This is a genomic window from Leisingera sp. ABM4_101 (assembly GCF_056158725.1).
The window spans coordinates 165,497-191,020 of sequence record NZ_JBSWTV010000001.1; the positions used below are offsets into that span (position 1 = coordinate 165,497).

Annotated in this window: 24 protein-coding genes; 15 read left to right on the forward strand and 9 right to left on the reverse strand. The window is 61.9% G+C overall.

Annotation, left to right across the window (positions count from 1 at the left end):
• Window positions 1–187: 187 nt before the first annotated feature.
• The 6 genes from ACXAEK_RS00745 (at window position 188) to ACXAEK_RS00770 (ending at window position 5,847) form a co-directional block, all read left to right on the forward strand.
• Complete coding sequence (locus ACXAEK_RS00745) at window positions 188–1,324, forward strand: ABC transporter substrate-binding protein (protein WP_475039168.1); 1,137 nt, start codon at window positions 188–190, stop codon at window positions 1,322–1,324.
• Between the two features lie 68 nt (window positions 1,325–1,392).
• Window positions 1,393–2,313, forward strand: coding sequence for a branched-chain amino acid ABC transporter permease (locus ACXAEK_RS00750; RefSeq protein ID WP_475039170.1), 921 nt, complete (start codon window positions 1,393–1,395; stop codon window positions 2,311–2,313).
• Window positions 2,310–3,299, forward strand: coding sequence for a branched-chain amino acid ABC transporter permease (locus ACXAEK_RS00755; protein ID WP_475039171.1), 990 nt, complete (start codon window positions 2,310–2,312; stop codon window positions 3,297–3,299). Before ACXAEK_RS00750 ends, ACXAEK_RS00755 begins: the two co-directional genes overlap by 4 nt.
• A complete protein-coding gene (locus ACXAEK_RS00760) occupies window positions 3,292–4,047 on the forward strand; it encodes an ABC transporter ATP-binding protein (RefSeq protein ID WP_475039173.1) in 756 nt (251 codons plus the stop codon). The genes ACXAEK_RS00755 and ACXAEK_RS00760 overlap by 8 nt, the downstream gene beginning before the upstream one ends.
• Window positions 4,044–4,733 carry an ABC transporter ATP-binding protein gene (locus ACXAEK_RS00765; RefSeq protein WP_475039174.1) on the forward strand — a complete coding sequence of 230 codons (690 nt, stop codon included), beginning with the start codon at window positions 4,044–4,046 and terminating at the stop codon, window positions 4,731–4,733. Before ACXAEK_RS00760 ends, ACXAEK_RS00765 begins: the two co-directional genes overlap by 4 nt.
• 130 nt (window positions 4,734–4,863) lie before the next feature.
• Window positions 4,864–5,847: a GlxA family transcriptional regulator gene (locus tag ACXAEK_RS00770; RefSeq protein WP_475039176.1), complete on the forward strand. Its 984-nt coding sequence runs from the start codon at window positions 4,864–4,866 to the stop codon at window positions 5,845–5,847.
• A gap of 3 nt (window positions 5,848–5,850) precedes the next feature.
• Here ACXAEK_RS00770 and betI read toward each other — a convergent pair whose 3' ends face one another.
• From betI to ACXAEK_RS00805, 7 genes are all read right to left on the reverse strand, one after another.
• Window positions 5,851–6,438, reverse strand: a complete 588-nt coding sequence (gene betI, locus ACXAEK_RS00775) for a choline-binding transcriptional repressor BetI (RefSeq protein WP_475039177.1) — start codon at window positions 6,436–6,438, stop codon at window positions 5,851–5,853.
• Window positions 6,439–6,628: 190 nt separating this feature from the next.
• Window positions 6,629–8,137 carry a choline-sulfatase gene (betC, locus tag ACXAEK_RS00780; protein WP_475039178.1) on the reverse strand — a complete coding sequence of 503 codons (1,509 nt, stop codon included), beginning with the start codon at window positions 8,135–8,137 and terminating at the stop codon, window positions 6,629–6,631.
• Window positions 8,138–8,662: 525 nt separating this feature from the next.
• Complete coding sequence (locus tag ACXAEK_RS00785; RefSeq protein ID WP_475039179.1) at window positions 8,663–9,790, reverse strand: aminotransferase; 1,128 nt, start codon at window positions 9,788–9,790, stop codon at window positions 8,663–8,665.
• A 23-nt stretch (window positions 9,791–9,813) separates the two neighbouring features.
• Window positions 9,814–10,779, reverse strand: a complete 966-nt coding sequence (locus ACXAEK_RS00790; protein WP_475039181.1) for an ornithine cyclodeaminase family protein — start codon at window positions 10,777–10,779, stop codon at window positions 9,814–9,816.
• A 109-nt stretch (window positions 10,780–10,888) separates the two neighbouring features.
• Window positions 10,889–11,845 (reverse strand): LysR family transcriptional regulator, encoded by a 957-nt coding sequence (locus ACXAEK_RS00795; RefSeq protein WP_475039182.1) that lies wholly within the window; start codon window positions 11,843–11,845, stop codon window positions 10,889–10,891.
• A 115-nt stretch (window positions 11,846–11,960) separates the two neighbouring features.
• Entirely contained in the window at window positions 11,961–12,539 is a 579-nt protein-coding gene (locus ACXAEK_RS00800; RefSeq protein WP_475039184.1) for a UbiX family flavin prenyltransferase, read from the reverse strand.
• Window positions 12,536–14,077: a UbiD family decarboxylase gene (locus tag ACXAEK_RS00805; RefSeq protein WP_475039185.1), complete on the reverse strand. Its 1,542-nt coding sequence runs from the start codon at window positions 14,075–14,077 to the stop codon at window positions 12,536–12,538. The genes ACXAEK_RS00800 and ACXAEK_RS00805 overlap by 4 nt, the downstream gene beginning before the upstream one ends.
• 106 nt (window positions 14,078–14,183) lie before the next feature.
• Here ACXAEK_RS00805 and ubiT point away from each other — a divergent pair, with 106 nt between their 5' ends.
• The 8 genes from ubiT (at window position 14,184) to ACXAEK_RS00845 (ending at window position 22,570) form a co-directional block, all read left to right on the forward strand.
• Window positions 14,184–14,726 (forward strand): ubiquinone anaerobic biosynthesis accessory factor UbiT, encoded by a 543-nt coding sequence (gene ubiT, locus ACXAEK_RS00810; protein WP_475039187.1) that lies wholly within the window; start codon window positions 14,184–14,186, stop codon window positions 14,724–14,726.
• Window positions 14,726–15,703 (forward strand): ubiquinone anaerobic biosynthesis protein UbiU, encoded by a 978-nt coding sequence (ubiU, locus tag ACXAEK_RS00815; RefSeq protein WP_475039292.1) that lies wholly within the window; start codon window positions 14,726–14,728, stop codon window positions 15,701–15,703. Before ubiT ends, ubiU begins: the two co-directional genes overlap by 1 nt.
• 4 nt (window positions 15,704–15,707) lie before the next feature.
• Window positions 15,708–16,613, forward strand: coding sequence for a ubiquinone anaerobic biosynthesis protein UbiV (ubiV, locus tag ACXAEK_RS00820; protein ID WP_475039189.1), 906 nt, complete (start codon window positions 15,708–15,710; stop codon window positions 16,611–16,613).
• Window positions 16,610–17,818, forward strand: coding sequence for an NnrS family protein (locus ACXAEK_RS00825; protein WP_475039190.1), 1,209 nt, complete (start codon window positions 16,610–16,612; stop codon window positions 17,816–17,818). Before ubiV ends, ACXAEK_RS00825 begins: the two co-directional genes overlap by 4 nt.
• Before the next feature lie 29 nt (window positions 17,819–17,847).
• The gene (locus tag ACXAEK_RS00830) at window positions 17,848–18,372 is read left to right on the forward strand and encodes a DUF2478 domain-containing protein (protein ID WP_475039192.1); all 525 of its coding nucleotides are present in this window, start codon (window positions 17,848–17,850) and stop codon (window positions 18,370–18,372) included.
• Window positions 18,373–18,613: 241 nt separating this feature from the next.
• The gene (locus ACXAEK_RS00835; RefSeq protein ID WP_475039194.1) at window positions 18,614–19,624 is read left to right on the forward strand and encodes an IS30 family transposase; all 1,011 of its coding nucleotides are present in this window, start codon (window positions 18,614–18,616) and stop codon (window positions 19,622–19,624) included.
• A gap of 108 nt (window positions 19,625–19,732) precedes the next feature.
• Window positions 19,733–20,734 (forward strand): IS30 family transposase, encoded by a 1,002-nt coding sequence (locus ACXAEK_RS00840; protein WP_475039195.1) that lies wholly within the window; start codon window positions 19,733–19,735, stop codon window positions 20,732–20,734.
• Between the two features lie 816 nt (window positions 20,735–21,550).
• Entirely contained in the window at window positions 21,551–22,570 is a 1,020-nt protein-coding gene (locus ACXAEK_RS00845) for a GlxA family transcriptional regulator (RefSeq protein WP_475039197.1), read from the forward strand.
• Window positions 22,571–22,654: 84 nt separating this feature from the next.
• On the opposite strand, the gene ACXAEK_RS00850 is transcribed toward ACXAEK_RS00845, so the two are convergent.
• Together ACXAEK_RS00850 and ACXAEK_RS00855 are read right to left on the reverse strand one after the other, a co-directional pair.
• On the reverse strand, window positions 22,655–23,719 hold the full coding sequence (locus ACXAEK_RS00850; RefSeq protein ID WP_475039199.1) for a D-cysteine desulfhydrase family protein: 1,065 nt from the start codon (window positions 23,717–23,719) through the stop codon (window positions 22,655–22,657).
• A 6-nt stretch (window positions 23,720–23,725) separates the two neighbouring features.
• Window positions 23,726–24,454 (reverse strand): hypothetical protein, encoded by a 729-nt coding sequence (locus tag ACXAEK_RS00855; RefSeq protein WP_475039200.1) that lies wholly within the window; start codon window positions 24,452–24,454, stop codon window positions 23,726–23,728.
• A 53-nt stretch (window positions 24,455–24,507) separates the two neighbouring features.
• On the opposite strand from ACXAEK_RS00855, the gene ACXAEK_RS00860 reads away from it, so the two are divergent.
• On the forward strand, window positions 24,508–25,449 hold the full coding sequence (locus tag ACXAEK_RS00860; RefSeq protein WP_475039202.1) for a LysR family transcriptional regulator: 942 nt from the start codon (window positions 24,508–24,510) through the stop codon (window positions 25,447–25,449).
• Window positions 25,450–25,524: the final 75 nt, after the last annotated feature.

Here is a 25,524-nt window from a genome sequence, read left to right on the forward strand (position 1 = left end):
ATATATTTTATGCTTGAAATATATATACTAGCCTGCGTAGGCTGATCCCGAGGGCTGGCGCAAGACCAGCCGAAACGGTGCCGGCTGCGGCAGGTCTTGGCTTCTGCCGGGGCGGCGTTAAAGTCGCAAGCATTTGATCAAGAACCCAGGCCCCAAGGGCCGGTCACATTCTGGGAGGAAAGACGTAATGAAGACCATTCGGATGCTTGCAATGGCGGCTGCGATTCCGGCGCTGGCTGTTGCAGCCCAGGCGGATACCAAGATCGGTATGATCACCACCTTGTCCGGCGGCGGCGCGGGGCTGGGCGTGGATGTGCGCGACGGCTTCATGCTGGCGATCGAACAGGACGGCCGCGAGGGTGTCGAAGTGGTGATCGAGGACGATCAACGCAAGCCCGACGTGGCGGTGCAGATCGCCGACCGGATGATCCAGTCCGAGAAGGTGGACATCATGACCGGAATTATCTGGTCGAACCTGGCGATGGCGGTGGTGCCTGCGGCAACCGCGCAGAACGTATTCTATCTGTCTCCGAACGCCGGCCCCTCGGCGCTGGCGGGCAAGCGCTGCCATCCGAATTACTTCAACGTCGCCTGGCAGAACGACAACCTGCACGAGGCCGCGGGCGCCTATGCCAATGAGGCGGGGCTGAAGAACAGCTTTATCCTGGCGCCCAACTACCCGGCGGGCAAGGACGCGCTGACGGGCTACAAACGGATGTACGGCGGCGAACTGGCCGGTGAGATCTACACCAAGCTGGGCCAGACTGACTATGCCGCCGAAATCGCGCAGATCCGCGCGTCCGGCGCCGACTCGGTCTATTTCTTCCTGCCCGGTGGCATGGGGATTTCCTTCCTCAAGCAATATGCGGGCAGCGGTGTGGACCTGCCGGTGGTCGGACCGGCGTTCTCATTCGATCAGGGCATCCTGCAGGCGGTGGGTGACGCCGCGCTGGGGGTGAAGAACACCTCGCAGTGGAACAAGGACATTGAAAATGAGGCTAACGCCGAATTTGTCGCGTCCTTTCAGCAGAAGTACGGCCGCCTGCCGTCGCTGTATGCAAGCCAGGGGTTCGACACCGCCAACCTGATCCTGAGCGCGCTGGACAAGGCGGAGGCTTCGGACGCGGATGCCTTCCGGGCGGCGCTGAAGGCGGCTGAATTCGACTCGGTCCGCGGCGATTTCAAGTTCGGCGACAATCACCATCCGGTGCAGGACATTTATGTGCGTGAGGTGATCAAGGAAGGCGATGTCTTTACCAACAAGATCATCGCCACTGGGCTGAGCGACCACGCCGACGCCTATGCCGGCGAGTGCAAGATGTAAGACCTGACTCGGACGGGGGCGCCTGAGGTGCCCCCGCACACGGCAAGACTTCCCCTTCGGAAAATCAAATGACGTATATTCTAGTTCTGGAGCAGATCCTGAACGGGCTGCAGCTTGGCATCATGCTGTTCCTGATGGCGGCTGGCCTGACGCTGGTGTTTGGGGTGATGGGGCTGATTAACTTGGCCCACGGCTCGCTCTATATGGTTGGCGCCTTTGCCGCCGCGGCGGTGGCGGGCTGGACCGGATCCTTCCTGCTGGCGCTGATCGCAAGCCTAGGCGCCGCTGCCGCCGCGGGCGCGCTGATGGAGCTGGTCGTGATCCGGCGGCTGTACCGGCGCGACCATCTGGACCAGGTGCTGGCAACCTTTGCGCTGATCCTGATCTTTTCCGAAGGCACCCGCTGGCTGTTCGGCTCCTTCCCGCTGTTCCTGGACGTGCCGTCCTACCTGTCGGGGCCGGTCAGCCTGCCGGGGGGCATTCAGTACCCGCTGTACCGGCTGACGATCATCCTGATTGGCTTGGCCATCGCTGCCGGGCTGTTCCTACTGATTGCACGCACGCGCATCGGTATTCAGATCCGGGCGGGCGAGGCCGACCGGGAGATGATTGCCGCGCTTGGCGTTGATATTTCCAAGCTCTACACGCTGGTATTTGCCCTGGGCGCGGCGCTGGCCGGGCTGGCAGGCGCGCTGGTGGGCGCGATCCAGTCGGTGCAGGTCGGCATGGGCGAGCCGGTGCTGATCCTGGCCTTTGTGGTGATCGTCATCGGCGGCATCGGCTCCATCAAGGGTGCTTTGGCCGGGGCGCTTCTGGTGGGGATAACCGACACGCTGGGCGGTGTGTTCCTGCCGCAGCTGTTTGCAGTCTTCATGGACCCGGCCAGCGCGGCCTCTGCCGGGGCGTCGCTGGCCTCGATGCTGATCTACATTCTGATGGCGGCAATCCTCTTGGTGCGCCCCTCTGGCCTGTATGGAGGGAGCGCATGATGCTGACCCGTGAAAGCCTTCTCAACTGGGCGATGATTGCGGCGCTGCTGATCGTGCCGCTGGCGGCCTGGAGCCTGGACGAGCCCTTTATCATCACGCTGGCGACCAAGGCGGCGATTCTGGCGCTGGCCGGGGTGGGGCTGAACATCGCCCTCGGCCTTGGCGGGCTGATCAGCCTTGGCCATGCGGCGTTTTTCGGGATCGGCGGCTATGCCATGGGCATCCTGGCCGCCCATGCCCAGAACTATGAGCCGCTGTTCGAATGGCCGTTCCTGTTTGAGGGCAGCAACCAGATGCCGCTGATCTGGCTGGTGGCAGTTGTTTTCAGCGCGCTTGCGGCGCTGGTAATCGGCGCGCTGAGCTTACGCACTTCCGGCGTCTATTTCATCATGATCACCTTGGCGTTCGGGCAGATGCTGTATTACTTCGCGATCAGCTGGAGCGCTTATGGCGGCGAGGACGGGCTGTCGATCTGGGTGCGGAATGAATTCCCCGGCCTCAACACGCTGGATCCGATCCAATTCTTTGCCATTGCCTATGTCATCCTCTGCCTGGCGCTGGTTTTCGCGGCGCGGCTGGCGCGCTCACCCTTCGGGCTGGCACTGGCGGCGGCGCGGCAGAATGAGGACCGGGTGCAGGCGGTGGGCCTTACGCCGTTTACCCTGCGGCTGACGGCCTTTGTAATATCCGGCGCCATCACCGGGCTGGCGGGGGCGCTGTTTGCGGACCTCAACCGCTTTGTCAGCCCGACCATGCTCAGCTGGCACACCAGTGGCGAGATCATGATCTTTGTGATCCTGGGCGGGGTGGGGCGGCTTTACGGGCCGGTTGCGGGTGCTGCTTTGTACATCATGCTGGAGCATCTGCTGGGCGACATAAGCGATTACTGGCAGATCTTCCTGGGCGTGCTGCTGCTCTTGATCGTGCTGTTTGCACGCGGCGGGCTGATCGGGGCGATTGCGGGACGGGAGAAGGCGCATGGCTGATGTCGTCTTGAAAACACAAGCCCTGAACAAGAGTTTTGGCGCATTGCAGGCAAGCCGCGACGTCTCGCTGGATTTGCGGTCCGGTGAAATCCACGCGCTGATCGGGCCCAATGGCGCGGGCAAATCGACCCTGATCAAGCAGATCGCGGGCAACCTGGCGCCCGACAGCGGCACGGTCGAGCTTCTGGGGCGGGATGTGACCGCGCAGGACACGGTGGCACGGGCCCGGATGGGGCTGGGGCGGACGTTCCAGATTTCCGCACTGGCGATGGAATACACTGTGCTGCAGAACGCGGTGCTGGGCGCGCTTGGCGGGCGGGGCCGTGTGTTCCATTTCTTCCGCAACGTGATGAAGGACGCGGAACTGCTGGAGCGGGCGCGCGACGCGCTGGAGCGGGTTGGACTGATGCAGGATGCCAACCGCCGCACCGCGGATCTTTCGCACGGCCAAAGACGCCAGCTGGAAGTGGCGGTGGCGCTGACGCTGAAACCTAAGCTATTCCTGATGGATGAGCCGATGGCAGGCCTCGGCACCGCCGGGTCCAAGGCGCTGACCGGGTTCCTTGATGGGTTGCGGCAAGAGGCGCCGATCCTGCTGGTGGAGCATGACATGGATGCGGTTTTTGCCCTGGCGGACCGGATCAGCGTGCTGGTCTACGGCCAGATCATTGCCACCGGCACCGCGGATGAGATCCGCGCCAACGCCGAGGTGCGCCGCGCCTATCTGGGAGAGGAGGACGCCGCATGAGCCTGCTGTCTTTACAAAGTGTTGAGGCGTCATACGGACCAGCGCAAGCGCTGTTCGGCGTCGATCTTGATATTGCCGAGGGCGAGGTGGTGGCACTGATGGGCCGCAACGGCATGGGCAAATCCACCACCATCAAGACGATCTGCGGGATGCTGGCGGCCTCCGAGGGGGAGCTGCGGTTCGACGGCCACGACCTGCGCCAGCTGCCGTCGCACAAAATCGCCCGTTTAGGAGTTGGACTGGTGCCGGAAGGCCGGCGGTGCTTTGCGCCGCTGACGGTGGAGGAAAACCTGACCGCCGCCGCCCGCTCAGGCCCCTGGGACATGGCCAAGGTGGCAGAGTTGTTTCCGCGGCTGGAGGAACGCCGGACCCAGGCCGCCGGATCGCTGTCGGGCGGCGAGCAGCAGATGCTGACGATTGGGCGCGCCCTGATGACCAATCCGCGGCTTCTGATCCTGGACGAGGCGACCGAAGGCTTGGCGCCTGTGGTGCGGCAGGAAATCTGGGCCGCGATTGCCCGGCTGAAACGCGAGGCGGGCCTGTCGATCCTGGTGGTGGACAAATCGCTGAAGGAGCTGTCGGCCATCGCTGACCGGGCGGTGATCTTGAACAAGGGCAGCAACGCCTGGGAGGGCCGGATCGCGGAGCTGTCGCCGGAAATTGCGGACCGGTTCCTGGGGGTGTGATGCAAAGGCATGGCACAGTTCATGCGGCAAATCGTGCGCGCGTCTGACAGGTGTATTGCACGGCTGCCTGTGGTAGCTGAAAGACTGCGCTTTGCCGCAGTCCCGAATTTGCCAGCCTGGAAACCAAGACGTGCGAATCCGCCCCGCAACAAACTCTACACCGCCGGACCAGTTCAGAAAAACCCTGAGCTTTGAAGTCTATGTGCGGCCGGGTTTTTCCCATTTCGAGCTGGCCTCTGTTATTGCAGTGCTGCAGGCCGCCAACGGGCTGGAAGCGGGTGTGCTGTTTAACTGGCAGGTCACCTCTGATCTGCCGGGGCTTGTGTCCAGCAGTTCAGAGGTTCTGGTTCGCGCAGAACCTGCAATCGGGGTGCAATACCTGAAGGACTATCTGTTTGTGACCGGCGGCCGCAATTGTTCCGGCGGCAATTGGCAACAGCGCGCCCGGGCCATGCAGCAGCTGCGCCGCCCGGTGTTCCTGCTGTCAGAGGCGGCAACGGCCTATATCAGATCCTCAGCGCCTTCCGGGCCGGTCACAACCCACTGGAAGGATGCAGCAGCCCTGGCTGAAACGGGAGACTTTCCAATGGTTTCCAGTCAATTGGTTGAAAATAACGCCGGGATCTTCACCTGTGCGGGGCGCGCGCATACTGCAGAAATCGTTATCCGGCTGCTGTCTGAAGTCCTGACGCCGCAGGACAGTGCGGAGCTGGCCAGCATGATGATGATCGAAACCGCGCGCGGGCTTTCCGGTGAACAGCCGAAAGGCGCGAGCGGCAACGTGAATTTCCTGGGCGACCGCCTGGCCAAGGCGATTGCGCTGATGGAGGAAGCGGTGGAAAACCCGTTACCGACCGCGGTGATTGCCGAGCGCGCAGGCATCTCCGTCCGGCATCTGGAGCGGCTGTTTCTGACCCATCTCGATACCACACCGGCCAAGTATTACCGGCGGGTGCGGTTGAAGATGGCGGGCAAGCTGATTACCGACACCAGCCTGCCGGTGGTCGAAATTGCCCTGGCCTGCGGTTTCCCGTCTTCCGCCTCCCTGGCCAAGGCCTACCGGCATGAATTCGGCGTGACACCGCATCAGCTGCGCCGGGAACAAAAACGGTGAAACCTATTCTGGCCCTCTGGCATCGGTTTCCAGCAGGGCGTCCAAAGTTTCCTGCACCAGGCGCGCCGCTTCGGGGTCCGTGCCCCTGCCGCTGAGGGCAGCGCGCAAGTAAACCCCGTCGATCAGCGAAGAAAGCGCGCGTTCGATCATGGCGGGGTTGCGGGCCAGCTTGCGCAGGTCATGCATCAGGTTGGCGCGCAGCCGGGCCTGGTAGATCTGCATCAGCCTGGCGGCATCCTGGTTGCTGTGGGCAAGGGCATAAAACGACAGCCAGGCCGAGGTTTTGCGGTGGTCGAAAACATGGTCTTCGAAATTGGCGAGAATGATTGCGTCCAGGCGGCCCCGCGGGCTGCCGGCCTGGGCCTGGCCCTGCGCCACCCGGCGGGAGAACACGCTGAGAATGTGCCGCATGGCGGCGATCAGCATCTGGTCCTTGCTTCCGAAATAGTGATGCGCCAATCCGCTGCTCATGCCTGCGCGTTTGGCAATCTTTGACACTGTCACGTCCAGCGATCGGGCTTCGCCAATCTCGTCGATGACGGCCGAAACAAGATCGGCCCGGCGTTTCGGCTCCATTCCAAGTTTCGGCACGAAAATCCCCTTTGTTGCAGGCGTTTCTATACGGGCCGCGGGCAGAGCGTCAATTTGCCCGGGCGGCGCAAAGGCTGGCAGAGACGGGGCCCCTGCACGCGGAAATGGGAAGACACGTGCAGGGGAAGCCCGGTGCCGGCCATACGTTGACCGGCACCGGGTTTCAGTCAGCAATTCGGAGGCCGCCCACCTATTCCCCTCTGGGGAAACGCGCGTTCTCTTCCACCACGTTCAAGTCCATGTGATTGCGCATGTAGCGTTCGCTGGCCTTTTGCAGGGGCTGGTAATCCCAGGGGAAGTAACCGCCTTCGCGCAGGGCCTCATAGACGACCCAGCGGCGGGCCTGGCTTTCCCGGACTTCGGCATCAAAACGGTCCAGATCCCAGCGCGCGGCGGCCTCTGCCTTGAGGCTTTCCAGCGCTTCCGTGTGGGCCGGATCCTCTGCCAGGTTGGTCAGCTCATGGGGGTCGGCATCCAGATCGAACAACTGGTCCGGGTCCAGGCTGCACAGGTTCAGCTTCCACTGACCCTGCCGCAGGGAGACCATCGGAGCATAAGACGCCTCTGCCGCGTATTCCATCGCCACCGGCGTCGTCCGGCTGCCGCCCTGGCCCAGCGGCACCAGTGTTTCGCCGGACGTCCAAGGCATCACCTCGGCCATGCTGACCCCGGCCAGGTCGCATAGTGTCGGGCAGACATCGATGTTGGACACGGGCGTCTCTATCAGCCCAGGCGTCATTTGCGGCGCGCTCACCATGAGCGGCACGCGGGAGGAGCCCTCGTAGAAGCTCATCTTGAACCACAGGCCGCGCTCACCCAGCATGTCGCCATGGTCGGAGACGAACAGGATGATCGCCTCCTGCCGGGTGTTTTCCAGCGCCTCCATCACCTCTCCGATCTTGTCGTCCAGATAGGAAATATTGGCGAAATACGCCCTGCGGGAGCGGCGGATGTCCTCCTCGGTGATATCGAAGCTGCGCCAGTCGTTGGCGTCAAAAATCCGTTTGGCGTGGGGGTCCTGGTTGTCATAGCCAAGATCCGCCACCTCTGGCAGCAAATGCGCGCAATCCTCATAGAGATCCCAGTATTTCTTGCGCGCCACATAGGGATCGTGGGGGTGGGTAAAGGAAACGGTCAGGGCCCAGGGGCGATCGTCCTTGCCGCGGGCCAGGTCATAGATCTTCTGGGTGGCGTGAAAGGCCACCTCGTCGTCGAATTCCATCTGATTGGAAATTTCCCCAACTCCCGCCCCGGTGACAGAGCCCATGTTGTGATACCACCAGTCGATGCGCTCCCCGGGTTTGCGATAGTCCGGGGTCCAGCCGAAGTCCGGCGGATAGATGTCGGTGGTCAGCCGGTCCTCGAACCCATGCAGCTGATCGGGACCGACGAAATGCATCTTGCCGGACAGGCATGTGTAATAGCCTGCCCGCCGCAGATGGTGCGCGTAGGTCGGGATAGAGGACGCAAACTCCGCGGCATTGTCATAGACCCGGGTCGCTGATGGCAGCTGGCCAGACATGAAGCTGGCCCGCCCCGGCGCACAAAGCGGCGACGCGGTATAGGCGTTGCGGAACCGGGTGGAGCGTTCGGCGAGTTTCTTCAGATTCGGGGCATGAAGCCATTCCGCAGGACCATCCGGGAACAATGTGCCGTTCAGCTGATCCACCATGAAAATCAGGATGTTGGGTCGGGTCATCTTCATCTTTCCAGAAAGACGTTGGTTTCGGGCCGCACAGCCCGGCTGGCCGGGGCCTGGCAGAGAGGTTGCCGGTTATTGATTGAACAGTCAATTAAAAATACTTCGAAGTACTGTCACTCAAGTCTTCTAAGGGCAACTGGGCTGGCGTTTCTGTTCAAAGTGTTGATCCTGCTTTTGTTGGGTGAGAAACAGCGGAGCGTGCCCAAGATTTTCGACGGGGTGCTGAATTGGGAATTCCCGCTGATCATGCATATGGCCGGATTCTGATCGGTGGCCTGCCGGTATGCGTGCCTGGTCTGCTGGAAGACGTGACCCGCCATCCCGGTGCTGATGCAATCATGGCCGCCTGTTCCGATGAAACCGGCGGGGATGCGCTGCGCTGCTCTTCAGCGGCCCCGGTGACAGGCACCATCGGCGAGGCCGCTTTCACGCAGCCGCCAGGACCGGCCCGGGGGTCAGCGCGATCACCACATTCTCCAAATCGCTTTCCAGGCCGGAAGCAACCTGCTGCGGCCGCCCAGTTCAGGACCGGGCGCAGCGGGCGAGAAAAGCTGAGAACCGCTTAAGCCCTTCCCTTAGGTCGGACGCCGGGTTGGCATAGCCCAGCCGCAGCCAGCCCTCCATGTCCATGGCGCTGCCGGGTGTCAGCATTACGCCTTCCTCCTGCAGCAGCGTCACGCAAAGATCCCGGGAGGGCAGCGGCAGGTCATATTTCAGCAAAGCTGTGGTGCCCGATTGCGGCGGCACCCAGGTGATCAGCGGTTCGCTCTGCACCCATTCGTTCAGGGTCCGCAGGTTCGCGCGGGTGATCTGGCGTGCGCGCTGCAGAATCTTTTCTCTGTTTTCCAATGCGATGGCTGCCAGCAGCTCATCCACGGCACCAACGGAAATTGTGTTGTAGTCGCGGTGAAGCATGACCTGATGCAGCAAGTCCTGCGGTCCGGCAATCCAGCCGACCCGCAGCCCAGCCAGCGAATAGGCCTTGGACATGCCCGCGGTGCTGATGCCCTTTTCATAGAGGTCCGCCACCGAGGCGGTGAAGCCGTCCCCCTGCTGATCGGTGCCGCGATAGACCTCGTCGCACAGCAGCCAGGCATCTGCGCTGCGGGCGATATCTGCGATCTGCTCCAGCAGCGCGCGGTCCATCAGGGCGCCGGTGGGGTTGTTGGGGTTATTGATTGCAATCAACCTGGTGCCGGGCCGCACCATGTCGCGCAATTCCTGCAGGTCGGGCAGAAAGCCGTTTTCAGGCCGCAGGTGCAGCAGCTCAATGCCGGCGCCGATGCTCTCCGGGATCGAGTAGTGCTGCTGGTAGGTCGGAATAACCGAAATCACATGGTCGCCGCGTGATACCAGGGCCTGATGCACCAGCGCGTTTGCCCCGATGGTGCCGTGGGTGGTCAGAATATTGCTGGGTTCCTGCTTTTGATAGAGGCCGGCAACCGCATTGCGCAGCCGGGCGGAGCCTTCAATGGCGCCATAGGTCATCTTCATCGCCGACAGTTCGTCCAGGATGCTGCCGCGCAAACCGGCCATGGCGAACAGCTCACCCAGCGTGATCGACTCCACGCAGGTTTCCGCCAGGTTGAGCTCGCTTTTGGTCTCGAACTCATTCATCCAGATTTCAACACCGAAGGGTTTGATATCCATTGGTTTCACTCCGTTTTTCTGTGTCAGCGCTGTGCGGCGTCATAGATGGCGCGGGCCATGAAGATGTCCTCCAGCCCCAGGCCGATGGAGCGGAAAAAGACCGGCTTGCTGCCAGAAGGGGTTTCGCAGCCGTGGTTCTGCAGCTGCGCCAGGTCGCCGCGAATGGCGTCAGCTGTCCAGCCTGCGGCAGCAGCAAGTTTCATTTCCCCTGCCGAGGACGGCGTGGTTCTGCAGTCGTCGCAATAAACCTCTGCTTGCGATAGGAACGCGGGATCAACCTCATGCGCATTATCAACGTTGGTGCTGATGGATGTGACTAGGGTTCCTGCGGCTATACTGGCTGTATCAATTACCGGCGCCCCGGAAGATGTGCAGAGCATCACGGCATCTGCTTCTGCACAGGCTTCGCTGGGCGAGGCGGCAAAACTGACGCCGCTGTCCAGGCTGCGCCACAGGTCCGCCAGCCGGGGAGTGTGCGCAAGGCTTGGAGAATAGACACGGATCCCTGTCCAGTTGCGCAGCGGCAATACATGCCGCAGATGCGCCTGCGCCACCTTGCCCGACCCGATAATGGCCAGTTCGCGTGCCTCTGGCCGGGCTAGGTGATCAACCGCCAGCGCAGTGGTCGCGGCAGTGCGTTCAGTCGTCAATGCATCGGAAGCGCACAGCATGAGCGGCTGCCCGTTCTCCATCGACATGAGCAGGGTCCAGGCGGTGACTACCGGCTTGCCGGGCCGCGGCAGATAGGGCGACAATTTGGCGCCAAACAGGCCAGCTCCGCTGCTGGCACCCAAATAGGTGATGAAATCACCCTGGTCTCCGGGGAACAAGGTCAGGGTTTGCTTTGGCTGCACAGCCTGGCCGCGGCCAAGTTCGGAAAATAGCTCCCGCATGGCCCCCAGGCTGTCCACCCGCGGCAGCAGTGCCTCTACCGCGGCGGCGTCCAGAACCAGTGGTGCTTTCGGGGCCGTTTGGCATGTCTCGTTCATTTCTTCTCTCCTTCAAGCTTTGTACAAGCCGGTGCGCAGAGAAGGTAACGCCGCTATGTGCTCCGAAAAATACGGACCATGACGGTAATACATCGAACTTGCCGATGTTTTAGCTTTCCAGGGGTATCACGGCGCCGGACCGCAGCAGGGCGCCATCGGCCAGCTCCTGTTCCTTTACCCGGCTGATGAAGGCCCGCAGTATGATGTTTTGATCTGCAGTCTTGCGGTAAGCCAGATAAATCGGCGACAGGTACTGCAGGGTGCTGCCGGTTTTCAGTGCCTCCATGCCGGACAGGGATCCGCCATAGTAATCCGGCAAGAAGCCCACGTAACGCCCGCTGCGGATCAAAATGGCATGTGTCTCCATCTGGTCGACCGTGGCGGCGGGGCAGATGTTTTCCTCCCCCTCCGCAGTCCGGCGGCGGCGGATAAACGGGAACCGCCGCAGCTCGCCAGCTGTGACAATCAGCGCGTGAGCGCTCAGATCCTCGAATGTGACGCCTGACTTACGGGTCAGGGGGTGCTGTGAGGCCGCATATAGGGAGTGCCGTTCCTGAAACAGCGGGACATACTCCAGCCCGGCGCGCTTGACCGGAAATGGGCCGATCACCGCATCCCGCTGGCCGTCCAGGACCAGGTTCTCCATCGCCGCCGGAGAAACCAGCGACAGATCTACATAGGTGTCCGCTGCGCGCTCGGAAAAACGGCCAAGCACCGTCGGCAGCGGCCAGGCCGTGTTGGCGAGCATTGCATCCATGATGCCGATGCGCAGCACACCTCTCAGGTCGCCGGAAATTGTGGCGGCTGCATTCTGAAATCGGTCGGCAGCGGCAAAGAGATCCTCCAGCGCTGCCAGCAGCTTCTTTCCTTCGGGTGTCAAGGAAAATCCCGCGCGCCCCCGGCTGCACAGCCGGAACCCCAGACGGGTTTCCAGGTCAGCCAGCTGCGTGGACAACGTGGATTGCGAGCAATTGAGCGCCGCCTGCGCGCCGGCGAGCCCTCCTGCTCTGGCAATTGCCTGGAAGCTGCGAAGAAGCCTAAGGTCAATGTCTTGCAGCCGTTTCATCCGGAGTGTCCGCTGTTTATTTCGGGATTGCCGATGTTATAGCCGGTATCTCATATTTCCCGGAATGAACATAGCAGGTCATTGGGCAGGCAGCCTGGCTGCAGCCAGGTCTGCCTCACTCTGCGACCCTGGGTGACCAGGATTGTGCGCATGGAGCCGAAACCCCCAATAAGTCGACGGCACGGGCTGCAATCTGGTTTGCGGCGTCCGTCACTGTCGCATGCGGCAGATAGAACGCGGGGACGGGCGGCAGCACGATTGCCCCCATTTCCGTCACGGCAGTCATGTTCCGCAGATGCGCCAGCGTCAATGGCGCCTCACGTGTGAGCAGAATCAGGCGCCGCCGTTCCTTGAGCTGCACAGCCGCAGCCCGTGTCAGCAGGTTGTCGTCGAGCCCATGGGCAATTGCGGCCAGAGACCGCATCGAACACGGCGCGGCAATCATCCCTGACACCGGAACAGAGCCCGATGCAATGACGGCACCGATATCGTCAATCGCATGGCTGCGTGCGGCCAGTGCCTCAAGGGCCTGTAAGGCTCCGGGGCTGCATTCCTCTGCCAGGGTGCGTTTGGCGGCGGTGCTGGCCACCAGGTCAATCTCCACGCCCATGGCGGCCAGATGCCGTGCCGCGGCCAGGCTGAGCATGGCGCCGGACGCGCCCGTCACCCCCAGCACAACCCGCCGCGCAGTCACGCGCCCAGCTCCGGCATCAAGCGTGAAATCAGGTCAGCGGCAAAGGCCTGATCCTTGGCATTCCCTTGCATGACCTGGCCCCATTCCCGGGTTGTTTCACTGCCAATCTTTGTTGTGGCGTCGATACCGATCTTGCCCGCTAGACCGGGTTGCGGAGATGCGAAGTCAAGGTAATCCATAGGTGTGCCTTCCAAAATCATCACGTCCCGGGACGGGTCCATGCGGGTGGCCAGCACCCAGGCGATGTCGTCCCAGTTCCGGGGATCTGTCTCTGCGTCCACTGCGATGATCATCTTGGTGTAGCTGAACTGGGGCAGCATCCCCCACAGCGCCATCATCACCCGGCGCGCCTGGCCCGGGTAACGCTTATCGATGCTGACGACGGCAATCCGGTAGGAGCAGGCTGCGGGCGGCAGCCACAAATCGCGGATTTCCGGGATCTGGGCCTGAATTGCCGGCAGCGCAATCCGGTTGAACACTTCGCCGATGATGGCGGGCTCATCGGGCGGGCGGCCGGTATAGGTGGACAGGTACAGCGGGCTTTCCCGGTGCGTTACAGCGCTAAGCTGCATAACCGGAAAGGGCTCTGCGGGGTTGTAATAGCCGGTGTGATCGCCAAACGGCCCTTCGGGTGCGGTTTCTTCAGCTGACACCCACCCCTCCAGAACGATCTCGGCATTTGCGGGAACCATCAGCGGCACGCTTTTGCAGGGAACCATGCGCGGCCGTGCGCCGCCAAGCGCCCCGGCAAAGGTGAGCTCTGACACTGTCTCGGGCAAGGGCAGCGCCGCCGACAGCAGTGCCGCCGGATCAGCGCCCAGAACCACAGCCACCGGCATTTTTTCGCCCCGGCGTGCCCAGCTGCGGTGATGTGCTGCCCCGCCGCGGTGCGGCAGCCAGCGCATGATCAGCCGGCTGCGGTCCAGGACCTGGGTCCGGTAAACGCCGGCATTGCAGCTGTTGATGCTGTCCGGCCGGCTCCCGTGCGGTCGGGTGATCACCACTGGCCAGGTGATCAGCGGGGCTGCGTCCCCGGGCCAATGGGTCTGGACCGGAAGGGTTTCCAAACTGGCGCTGCGCCCCTCGCGCACGACAGCCTGTACCGGCGCCGATTTGACGATCTTTGGCCGCGCCGCCAGCGCGGCCTTGAGCATCGGCCAGCGGGACAAAGCATCCCGCAGCCCGTCCGGTGGCGGCGGCGAGCGGAGCGCCGCGAGAAAAGCCCCCAAGCTGTCCAGTTGATCCAAGCCAACTCCTAGACCCGCGGCCACGCGGCTGGCGGTTCCAAACAGGTTTACGGCCACCGGAATACCCGAAGTTTGCCCGTTTGCCAAAACCGGGCGGTCAAACTGCAGCACTGGCCCCCGTGCTTCCAGAACGGCGCGATGCACTGCAGTCATCTGATGGCGCACCTGGACCGGCTCAGCAATCCTCAGGAACTGGCCGGTTGCCGAACACCAGTCAAGGAAATGGCGCAGGCTGGGGTATGGCGGAAGGGTACGGACGGGACTTCTCCTCGGCTGAGTGCAGTGGCTCATTAGCAAGTTTTCACTGGGTGAATTTGCGCGCCGTCAAACTCCGGCGGCGATGGCTTGCCTAAACCTGTGCCAAGAGAAGCCTTTGGCCGGAAAGGAACACTGTCAATTGCCCCAGCCCCAGACCTCAATTCCCAATTGCCCGGCGGCCCTGGCAAATGTTTTGCGGGTGGTGCCTCTGGCGCCGCTGTCCGTCTCTCTGACGGCCTGCAGCCGCCGGATCGCCAGGCGCCACCCCGGCCTGTTCCGCCGCCTGGGGGAGCACAGCCGGACAAGGTTCATCCTGGATCCGGTTGATCTGCCGATTGTCTTGTGCCTGAATCCGAATGACGGCGCGCCCTCGGTCCATGCTGCCCGCAACAGCTGCAGCGAGGCGGTCCGGATTTCCGGCCCGATCGCTGCGCTGCTGGGTCTGGTTCATGGCGCCTATGACGGGGACGCGCTGTTTTTCTCGCGCGATCTGGTGATTGAGGGGGACACCGGGGCGGCTTTGGCGTTGCGCAATGCCGTGGATGACGCCGAATTGGACCTGTCACAGGAAATCGCCGCCCTGTCCGGCCCGTTTTCCCGGTTCCTGCTGCAGGCTGCTGCTTTTGCAGAACGCTGCACGGGGGTCTGCCTGACACGGCCAGAGGAGGCCGCAGCATGGTGATGGAAATTGTCTGTCCCGCAGGCACGCCTGCTGCGCTGCGCGCGGCTGTTAAGGCCGGGGCCCATACGGTCTATTGCGGCTTCAATGACGAGACCAATGCCCGCAACTTTCCCGGCCTGAATTTTGACCGCGCGGAAATGCGCGAGGGTGTGGAATATGCACATGCTCATGGCGCCAAGGTGCTGGTGGCGATCAACACGTTTCCCCGTGCAGGTGATCAAGCCATCTGGCACCGCGCCGTCGATGATGCACAGCGCTCCGGTGCCGATGCCGTGATCCTGGCGGACCCAGGCTTGCTGGACTACGCCGCACGCACTCATCCGGATCTGCGGCTGCACCTGTCGGTGCAGGCTGCTGCGGCCAATGCCAGTATCATCAATTTCTACGCTTCCACCTTTGGGGTGAAACGCGTGGTGCTGCCGCGTGTTCTTTCGGTGCCTGAAATTGCTGCCATCAACGGTGAAACGGAAGTGGAGACTGAGGTCTTTGTCTTTGGCGGGCTGTGCGTCATGGCCGAGGGGCGCTGCTCACTCTCCTCTTATGCAACCGGGCTTTCACCCAACATGAACGGTGTCTGTTCGCCAGCGAGCCACGTGGAATACCGCGACGACAACGGCGCACTGGATGCCAGGCTGGGCGGGTTCACGATCCACCGCGTGGAAAGGGATGAACCGGCGCCCTATCCGACGCTTTGCAAGGGGTGCTTTTCTGCGGACGGGCAGACAGGGCATCTGTTTGAGGACCCGGTCAGCCTCAATGCTGAACAGCTGATCCCGCAGCTGCAGAAGGCTGGTGTCACCGCATTGAAGATCGAGGGCCGCCAGCGCTCCAAGTCCTATGTGGCGCAGGTGGTGCGCAACTTCCGTGCTGCAGTTGATGCGCTGGAGGCAGGCAGGCCGATGCCGGAAGGGATGCTGGCGCGGCTATCGGAAGGCCAGGCCATGACCACCGGCGCCTACAAGAAAACCTGGAGATAACCGCATGGAACTGACTGTCGGGCCAAACCAATTCTTCTGGCCGGCCGATACCTGGAGCGGCTTTTACACAGCGCTGGCAGAAGCGCCGGTAGACCGCGTTGTCCTGGGCGAACTGGTGTGCTCCAAACGCCTGCCATTTTATCAGGATCGCATACCGGAGGCCCTGGCCGCCCTGTCCGATGCAGGTAAGGAAGTGGTCTTGACCAGCCTTGCTCTGGTCACTCTCAAGCGGGAGCGCAAGCTGACCGCCGGGCTGGCAGAGATGGGGGTAACGGTAGAGATCAACGACCTGACTGCCTTGGCTTATCTGCCCAAGGGGATAGGTTTCCACGTGGGTCCGCTGATCAATGTTTATAATGAGGGCACCCTGGCCTGGCTGGCCGCGCGAGGGGCCAAACGCATCTGCCTGCCGCCCGAACTGCCGCTCGGGTCCGTCCAAGTACTGTCCCGCGCCGGGGCGGATCTCGGTGTCGCAGTGGAGGTTTGGGGGCATGGCCGCCTGCCTCTGGCAATATCCGGACGCTGCTATCACGCCCGGCTGCACAAGCGGACCAAGGACAACTGCCAGTACGCCTGCGAAAACGACCCTGACGGGTTGGAGGTGCTGACCTTGGAGGATCAGCCCTTTATGGCGATGAACGGGGTGCAGACTTTGTCAGACAGCTTTGCCTGCGCCGATCTTCAGATCGAAACCCTTGCCCGTGCCGGAGTGTCAGCCTTGCGCCTGTCGCCGCAGTCGCAAGGATTCATCCGGCTTTGCCAGCTGTACCGGCAGCGGCTTAGCGGTGACCTCGCTTCCGGTGCAGTTGCGGATGAAATCCGCCGGTCTTCACCTTCAACCAGGCTGAGCGATGGTTTCCTGCAAGGGCCAAGCGGGGCGTCCTGGTCCGCCCGGCCGGCCGCCTCGTGACCTGGCGGCGGGATCTGGGCGCGTTCTGGGATGCGCCGTACCGTCCGCTGTTTCTGCTGTCGTTTCTTTGCGCGCTGCTGAGCGTGGCCTGGTGGCCTTTGGGGGCTGATTGGGGTTTGCCTGCGCCGCGGTTCAGCCCTGCCGTCCTGTGGCACGTCCATGAACTGATCTTTGGCTTCGGGGGCGCTGCCATTGGCGGCTATCTGCTGACCGCACTGCCAGGATGGACCGGGCGTCCTGCCTTGCGCGGTACCGCCTTGCAGGCCCTGACGCTGTCCTGGCTCCTTGCACGGGGTGCTGCCGCCAGCTTCGACATGCTTCCGCTTGCAGTGTCGATTTTCCTCAGTGCGTTGTTTTTTTTGGGGCTTTCAGGTTTTCTCATTTGCCAGCTGGTTGCCGCCAATGCATTCAGCAAGCTGGGGTTTGCTGCAGCTGTGGCGGCGCTTGGCCTGGGTGACGCCGTGTTTCTGTTCGAAGCCGCTGCAGGCAGCATCTGGAACAGCCTGGCAGTGGCCGAAGCCATTTTGACCGGCCTGCTGTTGCTGATGTTCAGCATTGCCGCGCGGGCAGTTCCTGCCTTCACCCGCAATTGGTTCGCTCAACACGGTGACGCCCGCTGGCCAGTGCAGGAGCGGCCGGGCCTGCGCGTCCTGTCTCAATCCCTGCTGGCATTTGCACTGGTGCTGAAGCTGGCGGAGTATTCTGCTGCAGCCCATGCCGCCTTGGCCGCAGCAGCCGCTGCGATGCTCTGGGGCACGAAGGGCTGGCAAACAGGCATCGCGTTCCGCAATCCGCTGCTGGCAGCACTGCATGCGGCCTTTCTCTGGCTGCCGCTGGGGGCTTTGACCATGGGGATCAGCGGGCTGGGCCTGGGGGACTATCCAATGGCTGGCGCTGTTCACATCATAACCATTGGTGCCATGGCCGGGCTGATCATGGCAGTTGCCGGACGGGCGGCCTGCCATTGCCCGGATGGCATAATGCGTGCGGGCTGGGGGTTCGTGGCCGGCACCGTATTGATTTGGTTTACGGTTTGGCTCCGCTTGGCCGCCGTGCTGTTTCCCGGACAGGCCGGACCTCTGATTGCCGCGGCGGCCTTGATATGGTGCATCGGCTGGCTGGCCTTTGTTTCCGGCTTCCTGCCCGCGCTTTTGGGTCCAGTGCGCCGGCCCGTTTTCAGCGGCCGGAGTGCAGTCCGGCCATGAACAAGTATTCAGTAGATTTGGAGGACTGAATGAAGATCGCATATGTCACCTCGCCAAAGCGCGGCGAAACCGACCGTCTGCTGTCAGAACTCGCTGACACGCTGCAGGCCAGCGGCGTGCAGCTGTCGGGGATCGTGAAAGACCAGAGCTATTCCAGCGGCCACGCAAACGGCTGCGATATGAGAGTGCGTGTGCTGCATGAGGGCAGCATTATCAAGATTACGCAGGATCTTGGCGGCGGATCGGGGGCCTGCCGGCTGGATCCTGCCGCCATTGCCGAAGCGGTGGCGCGGGTCGAAGCGGACCCGATGGCGAACACCAGCCTGTTTCTGCTCAACAAGTTCGGCCCGGAAGAATGCGCGGGCCGCGGCTTTTGCAGTGTTATCGCCGCCGCGCTGGACCGCGAAATACCGGTCCTGGTTGGAGTTGGGGTTGGCGGTTTGGCGGCCTTCCAGGAATTTTCAGGCGGGCTGGCTGAGCCGCTTTCTGACAATGCACCGGCGCTTAGGGCGTGGTGTGACAGCGTGTTGCCAGTCCGGCAGCCTCTTTCGTAAGAATTTCTGTGCCTCAGGCACACTGTTATTCACGGTGGCGGCCGTCTGCGACCGCCGCCTTTGAGACGGCTGTTCTGGCGCGGGCTTCCGCTGGTTTGCCCGGGCATCGGGGCCTAGCGCTGGTGGTATTTGCATAATTAAACATAATCCAAGTTATGGGCCGCTGAACGTGCCCAGGGGTGGATTCACAAACGAAGTGCAAATTCTTTACGAATACAGAGAGTTGCATGGAGTATGAAGAATGGGAAGCCACTACTGTCACCTGAAGCTGGTTGAACGACGCAAGCTCGCTAAGTGGCTTGAAGCCAAAATGCCGATAGCGGAGATCGCTGATCGCTTGGGCCGCGCGCCCTGCACGATCTACCGGGACATCAAGCGGAACCAATATACGGACGACGAACTGCCGGAGCTGAACGGCTACCACGCGCTTGTCGCTCAGGACAAATACGAGGCGCGCCGCGCGATCCATCGCAAGATGATCGTTTATCCTGAACTGAAGGAAGCCTTCGAAGACAGGCTCAAAGCTGGCTGGCCGCCGGAACAGATCGCAGGCCGAATGCGTTTGGAACGTCATCCGATCCGCGTCAGCCATGAGACGATCTATCGGTTTGCCTATTCCAAGGACGGCCGCGACGAGCAGTTCTATCGCCACCTGCCCGAGCACCGCTGCCGTCGCAGGCCGCGGGGTTATCGCAGGCACAACAGGACACACATCTTCGACGTCCAAAGCCTGTCCCACAGGCCTGAGCGCATCTCTGAGCGTGCCGAGTTTGGCCACTGGGAATGCGATCTGATGATGTTCCGCAAGGAACATGGGAAGGTCAACGTAACCTCCCTGGTCGAGCGCGTCAGCCGGTATGCTGTCGTCAAGCGCAACGAGGATCGCCAGTCCAAGCCGATCATGGAAGCGCTAATCCAAGGCCTGGCTCCCCTGCCCGCCGATGCGCGCAAGTCGATCACCTTTGATCGAGGTACGGAGTTCTCAGCCTGGCGGCACCTCAAAGCCGGGACCGGTGCGGATGTGTGGTTCTGTGACCCGCAAGCGCCGTACCAGAAAGGCACGGTTGAGAACACCAATAACAGGCTGCGCCGATATCTGCCCAGACCAACCGAACCGACGGCGCTGACAAATCGGTATTTGAGGTCGATTTGCCATCGCCTCAATTCCACACCGCGCAAGTGCTTGGGCTATCATACCCCTGCTGAGATCTTCGAAAACGAGCTGATGGAAATCCAAAACCGATTGGAATAGAACGGCATATCAGAAATTGCGCTTCAGCGTGAGTTCACAATGGAGCGCGCTACCTCCAACTGCGATACTTGTTAGAAAACAGCATGTTATCTGACGAGAGGAATTGAAATGGGAGCTGTTTACAGCCAGCTGAGTATCACTGAGCGGCGTAAGATTGAACGCTGGAGGCATGCGAAGGTTCCAGTTAACGAGATGGCGCGCGCGCTTGGCCGCTGCAGATCGACGATATTCCGGGAACTGAAGCGGAACCATTTTTCCGATCCCTGCCTGCCAAAATGTGATGGCTATTACGGTGCCGCGGCCCAGCTGATGGCAGCCGACCGGCGCGCGCGACAACGGAAACTGATCCGGCATCCTGAATTACGTAAGCGCGTCGTGGAAGGTCTGAAGAACGGGTGGACCCCGGAGCAAATCGGAAACCGGATGATCCATGAAGGCGCCAGGCTTCGGGTCTGCCAGGAAACCATCTACCGCTACATCTACTCCAAGGAAGGTATGGGACAGGAACTCTGGTGGTATCTGCCAACCCACCGCGCAGCTCGCAGGCCAAGGCGCGCCCGCAAGCTTCAGAAGTCCAAATTCCATTGTGATGTCAGTATCCTGTTCCGCCCGGATTATGTGGCCCACCGCCGCCAGTTCGGGCACTGGGAAGCTGATCTTATGCTGTTCAAGCAAAGCCTTGGACAGCCCAATGTGACTTCCCTGGTTGAGCGCGCCAGCCGCTTCACGGTCTTGTTGAAGAACCCGAACAAACGCACGAAGCCCGTCATGGGCAAGATCATGAGGGCCATCCGTGATCTGCCTCACCTGGCGCGGAAATCGATCACCTTCGATCGCGGCACCGAGTTCGTTAGCTGGCCGCACCTGCAAGCCGAAATCGGAACACAGACTTGGTTCTGCGACCCATCAAGCCCGTGGCAGAAAGGCACCGTCGAAAACACAAACCGGCGGGCCCGGCGATGGCTCCCGCGAAAGCGCGACATCCGACAGCTCTCAGATCACGACATGAAAGTGATCTGCGGCCGTCTTAACAACACACCCCGCAAATGTCTCGGGTGGAAGACCCCAGCAGAGGTCTTCCGGGAAAAGATGCTAGAGGAAATGAGGTGAGCCACCTACCCTGGACCCAGACAAGAGTTGCGGTTCAAGTATCGCTCACAGAGGTGCCGGCTATCGGTGATTGACAGGTTTGCGGTGGTAAATATACCAACAAAGGCGGCTCATAGTTCATTAAAAAAAGAGGCGAGCAATCTGTAATGCTCAAGGGAGCGATATTCCTAACTGGTGCCGTGTTAATCGCACTGATGGGATACCTGCCTTTCGAACTTTTGGAATGCGACGAGTTGATCGCAAGACATGGCGCAGTGTTTTTCTGCATCCCGATCACATTTATTGCGATACCGACAGTGGCGGCGGTTTTCCTAGCGTTGATCATTAAGCTCGCAAGGTCACAATCGCTTTAGGCATCCCCTTTACCCACAAGGCTTTCCAGTCCTTCGATATTTGATATCCGCGGGCTGAAAAGCCTTGTTACTGTAGTGCTATGCGGTGACTTTCCTGCTTTGCACTGCCGATGGCATTTCTGAATGGGGCTTACAAGGACGTGCCAGGGGCGCGCACCCCTGATTTGCGGCATGTGTCATTTTAAAGTGGGTATATCATTTCTCAATTAATGGGTCTTGAGAGGAACCCATTTTCTGGTGGCAATATAGTGTCGTCACCTCTGGGACCGGGCTGGTTTGCCCATTCGCCGAAGCGCCAGCCGGTACAGAGATCAACAGGAGCAAAGAATGACTGGCCGCCAGCACCCGATTGCACGCCACCGCCGCAGGCGCAGAGGCCAGCCTGCGCACGCCGGGCCCGCCGGGAACGGGCTCTGCCGTCCGGCATCTGGCGCAACACCTTAGCAAGACAGGAAGCAGACAGATGACACAGCTTCATGCCTTTCCGGCCGCCGCGGCCCAAGTGCACCAACGGCCGCGGCGATATCACAATGTGGCAATACTTTTGACTGGGGGGTTTTCGCTGCTCAGCCTGACTTCGCTGACCGATGTGCTTGATGCAGTGCAGACGGTGTCCAGCGGCGATTGTGCTGAGGTCTCTTTGCTGACACTGGATGGGGCACCGATCAGGTCGCGCTCCAAGGTGCTGGTGGCGCCGGACGGGGTACTGGCGGACAGTCTGCGCAGCACGGAGGCACAGCCCCGGCCTGATGTTTATGTGATCTGCTCCGGCCAGCATTTGACCGCAGACGAAGAAGTGGCGGTTTTGGACCTGGTGCGCCGCTGCCGCACCGCGGCGACCCCAGTCTGCGCAATGGGGGCTGCCGTCCGGGTGATTGCGCGGTCGGGCCATATCAGACGCGGCACAGACCATTGGTCCCGGCTGCCGGCCAACCGCGAGACATTGCCCCATGTGGAGTTCGAGGACTTAATTTTTGTCCGGGATGGCAATCTGTTCAGCTGCTCCGGCGAGCTGGGGGCAATGGATTTTGCCCTGAATTGGGTGGAGAACAAAATTTGTGCCGGAACTGCGGGGAAGATCCGGAACTACCTGCTGCTGCAATCTGCCCGCAGCGGCGGCCGGGCGCAGACCTGCTCTGCGGCAGACCGCTACAGAGGTGTGCCGCCCAAGCTGCAAAAAGCCATTGATCTGATGCTGGCCAATATGGAAGAGCCCCTGCCCGTCAATGAGATTGCGGCCGGGATCGGCCTGTCGGTGCGCCAGGTGGAACGGATGTTTCTGCGCCATCTCGGGACCTCGCCGGTGAAATTCTACCGTGCGCAGCGGCTGGAATTGGGCCGCAGCCTGGTCGAGGACACCAGCATGCCGGTTACAGAGATCGCATTGGCTTGCGGGTTCAAGTCGCTGTCATCTTTCATCAAACTGTTCCGCAACAGCTTTGGCGCCACGCCAGTCAGTTTCCGCGCATCCAAAGCTGCCTAAGCCGCCTTCTCTCCCATCGGTGCGGTCCGCCGCGCCGCTCTCCTCTTGCAGGCGGCTTGGCAGCTGGGTCCCCTCCGGGGAGTTTCACTCCGGAGGGCTTTTGCCGACATTGCCATATTTCGCGAGGCCACGTGCCTGCAGCTCCTCCTGATAGGCAAACAGGGCGGCCTGCCCGCCGGAGTGCAGCAGAACAACTTTCTGCCCTTTGCGGATTACCCCTTCATTCAGCAGTCCCAGAAGCCCCGCAAATGTCTTGGCGGTATAAACCGGATCCAGAAAGATCCCCTCGCTGCGGGCCATGAGCTGCAGTGCAGCGCGGGTGCCGGCCCCAACCTGCCCGTAGCCGGGGGCCAATGCGCCGTCCCAGGTACGGATACAGCCTGTCACCAGCGCCGGATCAAACTGCATCAGCGCAGCCAGATTGCTCAGCACAGTCTGCATCCGGGAATGCTGCTGCGCCTGGCTGCGGCGCACGCAAATGCCATAGACCGGTGCGGTTTTGCCCGCCAGCCGCAAGCCGGTCAGGAAACCGCCGTGGGTCGCGCCGCTGCCGGATGGTACCACAGCCGCATCGAATCCTCCGGTCTGGGCGGCCAGTTCAGCCGCGCCGGCCACATAGCCAAGCGCGCCAAGCGGCGGGTGGCCGAGACCCAAAGGAATGACATAGGGATTGCGCCCTGCCGCCCGAAGCTGGTCCGCGCGTTCGTGAAGCGCGTTGTCGGCACCCGCTTCATCCTCGCCCAAGGGGTAGCTTATATGCTCCGCCCCCAGAATCTGCGCCAGCAGCACATTGCCGGAGCGGTAATACAGGTCACCCATATCGGCCACCCGTTCCTCCAGCTGCAGCACGGGCTGCATTCCCAGTTTCACTGCTGCGGCGGCAGCAGTGCGGACGAAATTGGACTGCACCGCGCCGGTGATCAAAATGGTGTCCGCCCCCCGCTGCTGCGCCTCGCCCATATAGAATTCCAGCTGGCGGGTCTTATTGCCGCCAAAGCTGAGGCCGGTCAGATCGTCGCGTTTGATCCACAGGTCGATACCCAGCTGTTCCGACAGGCGGTCCAACCGCTCAACCGGTGTTGCAGTGTTCATCAATCTGGCGCGGGGGAACTCTGCCAGCTTCTTGCCGATGTCCATCTGTTCTTTCATCCTTTGTCATACAGCCAGGTATGCGCGCCGGAACAGGGCGGCACAGGCGAAAATTGAAATCCCGCGGGTCATATGTACCACAACCGCCTGCGGCAGATACGGCCCGGCCAAGCGGCCCAGCAGGCTGCCGGCCGCCGCCGCCACTGTCAGCTGCCAAAGCCAGGGGGCACGGGCCAAGGCGGCCCAATCGGACAGGCAGTGCAGCGCGAACGCAGTCCCATATGCCGCCAGTGCCACCGGTTGCACCAGCTTGCGGCAGTCCAGCGCCGTATGGCCGGCCGCAAGAAGGCCCAGCATCATCAGCGGCCCGGGGGTTGCGGCCCAGACGGTGGCCAGGCCTGAGAGGCCGGAAATTGCCCTGAAGCCGCGTGCCCCGGCCACCCTGACCCGCGGCAGCAGCGATGCGGCAACACCCGCCAGCAGCAGGACCGCTGTCAGGGCCAGGACAACAGGCTCCGGCAAATACGGATAGATCAGCAGACCCAGCAGAATTCCCATCAGGCAGCCGGACACCGCACTGCGGATCAAAGGCCTGCTGCCCCGCCAGGCTTGCAAATCAATCGCCACGGCGGAAACCAGCGTGTTCAGCAACAGCAGCACCGGAACCGCTGTGGCGGTGCCCAGCAATACCATCATCACCGGGGCGGCAATGATGCTGAAGCCGATCCCGGTCCCGGCCTGCACCCCTGCCCCGGCAGTTACGGCAAACAGCATCAAGGCAGTCTCGGAGGTCACTGCAATCTCCCTGCGGTCTTGGATGGTCCGCAAGATACCGGCGCAGCTCATGCATGAAAAATCATCTTATTGAATTTTCCGATGCTCACATGTTATCGGATGGGATGCGCATCACTGCCCGCCAGATCGAGATTTTCCAGATGGCTTACCGCCATCGTTCCACCCGTAAGGCCGCGGAAGCTTTGCATATTTCGCAACCGGCGATCAGCCGGGCTGTTGCGGACCTGGAAGCGGAGATGAGTGTTGCCCTGTTTGACCGCGCCGGCCGGGGATTTGCGCCCACCGCGGCGGCGCACAGCCTGCAGCAAGCGGTTCAGAAGCACTACCAGGGGCTGGAACGGATCCGGGAAACTGCCTTGCAAATCGCCTCCGGCACGGGCGGCCACCTGAGGGTGGCCGCAGTTCCTGCGGCCGCCGATACCCGGGTCGCTGCTGCGGCAGGCAGGCTGATGGCAGAACACGCCGCGCTCAGAATTGACTTGGATGTTCTGAGTGAAGGCGCCTGCCTTGCAGCACTCCGGGAAGGCAATGCCGATTGCGCCGTCATCTCGTCCGATCCGGGCGACCCGAACCTCATCTGCACGCGTCTGGCCGGCCTCCAGCCCGTGGCGGTCCTGCCGCTGCAGGATCCAATGGCCGGTGCCGCTGCCATCTCAGCGGCAGAGCTTGCGCAACAGCCACAGGTTATGCTGCCTGCCAGCAGCCCCTTCCGCCGCGCCGTGGAGCTGATGTTCGGACGCGATGATATTTCCTTTCATATCCGTGCCGAGGCACGGACCCAAATGGCATTGATCAGCATGGCCGCGCAGGGAGCGGGCCGGGCTATCGCAGATGCCGAGGTGCTGGCGGCAGCGAAGGAAAGCAACGTCGCCGCCGTACCGCTGGCCGCAGAGCTGAGCTGGCCGCTGCGCTGTGTTACGCTGGCGGCTTCGCAGGACATTCCAGGCCTGCGCCGGCTCATCGCAGAGCTGCAGAACCCGTACGGGCCCGGCTGATACAGCCCTTTTCCGGCGGGACCGGCTTCCGTCATTCCCTTGCCGGCCAGGCTCCGGTCGGCAAGGAACCCGGAA